Annotated in this window: 5 protein-coding genes; all 5 read left to right on the top strand. The window is 69.5% G+C overall.

Annotation, left to right across the window (positions count from 1 at the left end):
- Window positions 1–65: 65 nt before the first annotated feature.
- Window positions 66–1,118 carry a penicillin-binding protein 2 gene (locus tag I5G_RS21655; RefSeq protein WP_051038733.1) on the top strand — a complete coding sequence of 351 codons (1,053 nt, stop codon included), beginning with the start codon at window positions 66–68 and terminating at the stop codon, window positions 1,116–1,118.
- Window positions 1,119–1,170: 52 nt separating this feature from the next.
- Window positions 1,171–2,583: a UDP-N-acetylmuramoyl-tripeptide--D-alanyl-D-alanine ligase gene (gene murF / locus I5G_RS09525; RefSeq protein ID WP_022878855.1), complete on the top strand. Its 1,413-nt coding sequence runs from the start codon at window positions 1,171–1,173 to the stop codon at window positions 2,581–2,583.
- A complete protein-coding gene (mraY, locus tag I5G_RS09530; RefSeq protein ID WP_022878856.1) occupies window positions 2,580–3,686 on the top strand; it encodes a phospho-N-acetylmuramoyl-pentapeptide-transferase in 1,107 nt (368 codons plus the stop codon). The genes murF and mraY overlap by 4 nt, the downstream gene beginning before the upstream one ends.
- Entirely contained in the window at window positions 3,683–5,200 is a 1,518-nt protein-coding gene (gene murD / locus I5G_RS21660; RefSeq protein ID WP_239642520.1) for a UDP-N-acetylmuramoyl-L-alanine--D-glutamate ligase, read from the top strand. The genes mraY and murD overlap by 4 nt, the downstream gene beginning before the upstream one ends.
- Before the next feature lie 17 nt (window positions 5,201–5,217).
- A partial coding sequence (locus I5G_RS09540) for an FtsW/RodA/SpoVE family cell cycle protein (protein ID WP_022878857.1) occupies window positions 5,218–5,811 on the top strand: 594 nt, incomplete at its 3' end.

A 5,811-nucleotide genomic window follows, 5' to 3' on the forward strand; every position in this document is an offset into this window, starting at 1 on the left:
GAGGTCCAGACCGAGCCTGCCGTCGACGGCGGCACGCTCAAGCTCACGATCGACCGCGACCTCCAGTGGTACATGGCCAGCTCATCGCCGAGCAGGTGCAGAACACCGGCGCGCTGCGCGGTGCCATCACGGTCGTCGAGGCGAAGACGGGCAAGGTGCGCGCCCTCGCGGAGTATCCGACCGTCGATCCCAACGACCCCACCGCCTCTCCGGCGGCGGAGCGCGGCAGCTGGGCCTTCAGCGACCCGAACGAGCCGGGCTCGACGTTCAAGGCGCTCACGGCCGCGATCGGTCTGGACAGCGGCTCCTTCACCACCGACACGACGGTGACGGCGTCGTCCTCCGAGACCCTCAAGGGCGGCGCGCGCGTCTCGGACTCGTTCGTCCACGGGCCCAACGACTACACCCTCACGGGTGTCCTCATCGACTCCTCGAACGTGGGCATCTCGAAGTTCGCCGAGATGATCCCGGCGCAGACGCGATACGACTACCTGCAGAAGTTCGGCGTCGGCTCGCCCACCGCGATCGACTTCCCCGGCGAGTCCGGCGGCATCCTGCACCCCGTCCAGGACTGGGACGACCAGACGTTCTACAACACGGCGTTCGGCCAGGGCCTCGCCGTGACGATCCCGCAGCTCGTCGGTGCGTATCAGACGATCGCCAACGGGGGAGTGCGCATCCCGCTCTCGCTCGTGGAGAGCTGCACCGCGGCCGACGGGACGGTCACCGACGTCCCGTCCGAGCAGGGCCAGCGCGTCGTCTCCGCGGACACCGCGCAGAAGGTGTCGCAGATGCTCGAGAACGTCGCGACGCAGGGCACCCTGGCATCCCAGGTCGCCATCCCGGGCTACCGCATCGCGATCAAGACCGGTACGGGTGAGAAGACCGACCCCAACACCGGTGCCTACAAGCCCGACGCGTACTTCACGACGATGATCGGATTCGCCCCCGCGGACGACCCCCAGTACATCGTCGCGGTCAACCTCGACGAACCTCGGACGGTAAAGTCGTCTGCGGCCAACGCCCCCGCGTTCCAGAAGGCGCTCACCCAGGTGCTCAAGAACTACCGGGTGATCCCCTCCGGATCCACCAGCCCCCAACTGCCCAAGTTCGGCTGAGACGCCGGATGCCGGTCTCCTCCCGACACGGAAAGGGCGTCCGTACACAGCAATGATCTCCACCACCCTGTCCCACATCGCCGCCGTTCTCGGCGGTCGTCTCGTGCTGCACGGCGACGACACACCGGACACCACCGTCGACGGCCTCGTCGACACCGACTCCCGCCTCATCGAGCCGGGCGGCATCTTCGTCGCCAAGCCCGGTGAGACCACCGACGGACACCTCTTCGTCCCGGCGGCGATCGAACGCGGTGCGGCCCTCGCCCTCGTCGAGCGCGAACTCGACGAACCGGTCACCCAGGTCGTCGTCCCCGACGTCGTCGAGGCCCTCGGAGAACTCGCCCGCGACGTCGTCGCGCGCGCGCGCGCGGCCGGCGACCTGCGCATCGTCGGCATCACCGGTTCGAACGGCAAGACGACCACGAAGAACCTCCTCGCCCGCATCCTCGAGGACGAGGGCCCCACCGTCGCGCCCCGAGCGTCCTTCAACAACGAGGTCGGTGCGCCGCTCACGATGCTGCGGGTGACCGAGGACACGCGGTTCCTCGTGAGCGAATTCGGCGCGAGCGGCCCCGGCGCCATTGCGCGGCTCGCGGGCCTCGTGACCCCCGACATCGGCGTCGTCCTCATGGTGGGCATGGCCCACGCGGGCGGCTTCGGCGGCATCGAAGCGACGTTCCACGCGAAGAGCGAGCTCGTGCGCGCCACCCGCGAGGGCGGTCTCGCCGTCCTCAACACCGACGATCCGCGCGTGGCGGCCATGGCGCCGATCGCGCGCGAGCGCGGTCAGGACGTGCGCTGGTTCGGTCGCGGGGAACGTGCGGCGGTGCGCGCCGTGGACGTCGAGGTCTCGGCATCCGGGACCCGCGCCGTTCTGCTCGTCGACGGCGTCGCGCACACGCTGATGCTGCGCGTGCTCGGCGAGCACCACGTCATGAACGCCCTCGCGGCCATCGCCGCGGCGACCGCGCTGGGCGTGTCGGCGGCGGACGCCATCGCCCGCCTCGAGACCGTCGAGATCGCCGAGCGCTGGCGCATGCAGCCGCTCGGCTCCGACCGCGTGCGCATCATCAACGACGCGTACAACGCCAGCCCCGACTCGATGGCCGCCGCCCTGCGCACGCTCGCGCAGATCACCGGCCCCGAGGAGCGCACTGTCGCGGTGCTCGGCGCCATGAGCGAACTCGGCGAGTACGCCGACGAGGAGCACGATCGCGTCGGTCTTCTGGCGGTGCGCCTGCGCATCCAGCGGATCGTCGTCATCGGCCAGGAGGCGCGCCGCATGTACCTCGAGGCGATCGCGCAGGGCTCGTGGGACGGCGAGGCCGTCTTCTTCCCGGATGCCGATTCCGCCTACGACTACCTCGTGGGTGAGCTGCGCGACGGCGACCGTGTGCTGGTGAAGTCGTCCAACTCCGCCGGGCTGCGGTTCCTCGGCGACCGTCTGGGAGAATCGTTCGCGTGAGATCACTTCTGACTTCCGCGGGGATCTCTCTGGCCTTCACGCTCTTCCTCACTCCGGTGTTCCTGCGGGGATTCCGGAAGTGGGGCTGGGGACAGGTCATCCGTACGCCCGAGAACGTGCACAACCCCTCGCACGGGGCCAAGCGCGGCACGCCCACGATGGGTGGCACGATCTTCATCCTCGGCACGATCGTCGGCTACTTCATCGGCGCGTTCGCGGGGAACAACCCGCCGACCGTGTCGGGCCTCCTGGTCCTCTGGCTCATGCTCGGCTTCGGCGTCGTCGGGTTCATCGACGACTACATGAAGGTGCGGTTCCAGAACAGCCTCGGGCTCTCCGGGTGGCGCAAGATCGCCGGTCAGGTGATCGTGACGGTCCCCTTCGCGATCGTCGCGCTGAACTTCCCGAACGCGATCGGGCAGACGCCGGCGTCGGGGTACATCTCGATCTTCCGCGACATCCAGGTGCTCTCCCTGTTCGCGCTCGGTCCGATCCTCGGGTGGCTGCTGTACCTCGCCTGGATCTCGCTCATCGGCACCGCGGCATCCAATTCGGTCAACGTCGCGGACGGTCTGGACGGGCTCGCAGCGGGTTCGGGGATCTTCGTCGTCGGCGCCTACAGCCTCATGGCGTTCTGGCAGAACAAGCAGATGTGCGCCGACGTGCTCGACGCGTCCGTCCAGGGCGGATGCTATGCCGTCCGCGACCCGTTCGACCTCGCGATCGTCGGAGCTTCGTTCGTCGGCGCGCTCGTCGGGTTCCTGTGGTGGAACGCGCCCAAGGCGAAGGTCTTCATGGGCGATTGCGGGTCGATGGCGATCGGCGGCGTGGTCGCGGCGCTCGCGATCCTCACGCGGACCGAGCTGCTGCTCATCCTCATCGCCGGTGTCTACGTCATCGCGTCCGGATCGGTGATCCTCCAGCGGATCTACTTCAAGATCACGCGCGGAAAGCGCCTGTTCCTCATGAGCCCCCTCCACCACCACCTCGAGATGCGCGGCTGGCCCGAGGTCACGATCGTCGTGCGCATGTGGATCATCGCGGGCCTCCTCGCCGTGTCCGGCGTCGGATTCTTCTACGTGGAATGGCTGTCCCGGGTATGAGCGCGGAACGGGTGGCATCCCTCACCAGCTGGTACGCCGACTGGCGCGGCCTCAAGGTCGCGGTGCTCGGTCTGTCGGTCACCGGATTCTCCGCCGCCGACACCCTCGCGGAGCTCGGCGCGCAGGTGCTCGTCGTCACCGAGAAGGCGGACCCCGAGTACGCGCGGCTCCTGCCGGTGATCGGCGCGGAGCTGCACGTCGGCCCGCTCGACGCGGTACCGAGCGTCCTCACGGACTTCGCGCCGGACGTCGTGATCGCCTCGCCCGGCTTCCCGCCCTCGCACCCGCTCATCGTGTGGGCGCGGGAGACCGGCATTCCGCTCTGGGGCGACGTCGAGCTCGCGTGGCGCGTGCGCGACAAGGTGGTGCGGCCCGACGGCCGCCCCGCCGACTGGATCCTCATCACGGGTACGAACGGCAAGACGACCACGACGCGGCTGACCGCGGAGATGCTCGTCGCCGGCGGCCTGCGTGCCGTCCCGGTCGGGAACATCGGCACGCCGGTCCTCGACGCGGTCCGCGACCCGAACGGTTTCGACGCGCTCGTCGTCGAACTCTCGAGCCATCAGCTCTGGTACCTGAACCTGCAGACCGGCCCGGACGCGCTTTCCCCGCACGCGGCCGTCTGCCTCAACCTCGCGGACGACCACCTCGAGTGGCACGGCAGCTTCGCCGCGTACCGGGATGCCAAGGCCGGCGTGTACGCGCGGACGCGGGTCGCGTGCGTGTACAACAAGGCCGATCTCGTCACCCGCGAGATGGTCGAGGAGGCCGAGGTCGTCGAGGGCGCCCGCGCGATCGGCTTCGACCTCGGCGTCCCGGGCCCGAGCGATCTCGGTCTCGTGGACGGCATCCTCGTCGACCGCGCGTTCCTCGAGGAGCGCGCGACCTCGGCGCTGGAGCTCACAACCGTCGCCGAACTCGCCGAGCACGGCCTCGCCGCGCCGCACGTCGTGTTGAAAATTCTTGGCGGCGGCGCGCTCGNGCGTTTCCTGGGCGTCGCGCCGAGCGACATCCACGACGCGCTCGACGGTTCCGGCTCGACCCGCCCGCATCCAGGTGATCGCCGCGCATCGCGGCGTGACGTGGGTCGACGACTCCAAGCCAACAATCCGCACGCCGCGGGTTCGTCGCTCGCGGCGTACCCCGGTGCCGTCTGGGTCGTCGGCGGACTCTTGAAGGGCGTCGACGTCGCCGACCTCGTGCGCTCGCGCGGTGCCGCGGCCCGGGCCGCCATCGTCATCGGAACCGACCGCGGCGAGATCGTGGCCGCGTTCGAGCGACACGCCCCGACGGTTCCGCTGTTCGAGGTCGACCACACGGAGACTGAGGACGTCATGGCACGGGTCGTCGAACTGGCGGCCGATGTGGCCCGGGACGGAGACACCGTTCTCCTCGCCCCCGCGGCGGCGTCGTTCGATCAGTTCGCCTCCTACGCCGACCGCGGTGAACGCTTCGCCGAGGCGGTGCGGGCGTGGATCGCCGGCCAGGACGAGGGAACCGACCGACCGTAGGACGAGGGGATCACCGCGTGACCACGACCGCACCCCCGCCCCGCCAGGCGCCCGAGGACGAGCCGGCTCGTTCCGGACTCGCCGCTCGCGTGTCCCTGGGCCGTGCGTTCCAGCCCGTGCCGAGCGAGTTCCTGCTCATCGCCTCGGCGGCGCTGCTGCTCACGGGCTTCGGCCTCGTCATGGTGCTGTCGGCGACCTCGGCGACGGACGGCGGCCAGAACCCCTTCGATCACGTGCTGAAGCAGGGCATCTTCGCCGTCATCGGCATCCCGCTGATGTTCGTGCTCAGCCGCGCGCCGATGCAGTTCTGGAAGCGCATCGCGTGGCCGGTGCTGATCTTCGCGACGCTGTTCCAGTTGCTCGTCTACGTGCCCGGCCTCGGCATCGAGTCGTACGGAAACCGCAACTGGGTGCAGATCGCCGGGTTCCAGTTCCAGCCGGCCGAGTTCCTCAAGCTCGCGCTCGCCCTGTGGATGGCCGCGGTGCTCTACCGCAAGCGTCGCCTGCTGACGTCGTGGAAGCACGTGTTCATCCCGGTGGTGCCCGTCGCGGTGATCGTGATCGGCACCGTGCTCGGCGGCAAGGACCTCGGCACGGTGATGATCCTCGTG

This window comes from Microbacterium sp. B19 (assembly GCF_000333395.1).
Classification (GTDB): Bacteria; Actinomycetota; Actinomycetes; order Actinomycetales; family Microbacteriaceae; genus Microbacterium.

Bases quoted from the DNA above. Each gene is read 5' to 3' on its own strand.
- murF (WP_022878855.1), top strand. From the start codon at position 1,171: ATGATCTCCACCACCCTGTCCCACATCGCCGCCGTTCTCGGCGGTCGT.